Source organism: Psychrobacter sp. 1Y4, from assembly GCF_051847555.1.
Genome location: NZ_JBPYDE010000696.1, coordinates 1 through 647, shown reverse-complemented (window position 1 = coordinate 647; position 647 = coordinate 1). Strand labels below are relative to the sequence as shown.

At 46.8% G+C, this 647-nt stretch carries 1 protein-coding gene and 1 pseudogene; both read left to right on the top strand.

The genetic code is table 11. The features are described 5' to 3' along the window. A partial coding sequence (locus tag ACS8FC_RS18390; RefSeq protein ID WP_439297848.1) for a peptidogalycan biosysnthesis protein occupies positions 1 to 370 on the top strand: 370 nt, incomplete at its 5' end. 76 nt (positions 371 to 446) lie between these two features. Further along, a pseudogene (locus ACS8FC_RS18385) lies at positions 447 to 647 on the top strand (chorismate--pyruvate lyase); the annotation flags it as partial.

Genomic DNA, 647 nt, shown 5'->3' with positions numbered 1-647 from the left:
ATTCTTATACGACACACCTAATAGGGGTAGTGTTGATAATAGTGCAACATTGTACGGTCGATACTGGGGTGCGCTTAGTGAGTATGACAGTTTGCATTTTGAGCTGTGCTATTATCAGGGCATTGAATTTGCCATCGAGCAAGGGCTAGCGTCCTTTGATCCAGGTACGCAAGGCGAGCATAAGTTGGTTCGTGGTTTTATCCCAACGACGACGCACTCGCTTCACCGCATTTATGATCCGCGTTTTGTCCCTGCGATTGGCGATTTTTGTGCTAGAGATCGGATGCATATGGCACAATATCGCAAGCAAGCCCATGAGGCACTACCATTTAACGCAGACAATATGCCAGCCTTTGATACGCTTCATTGATATACACCGTTAATGTCCACTATTAATAATAGCCTGCAGGCATTTACTTTACACATTTCACTATTAGCCGTTAACTATGTCCAGTAACCCTCTTATCCCTACCACGTCTCTACCTCCTGCTGAATTAGTATCATGGCTCAATGCCGAAGGTTCGCTCACAGCTATGCTAGAAGAGAAGGCAGGGCAGCCGTTACGAGTGGAGCGTAGCTTTGAGGGCTATCGGCTGTTGACGCTGCAACAAAAGCGACAATTGGGTCTGCAAGGCTCAGCGCTAAAT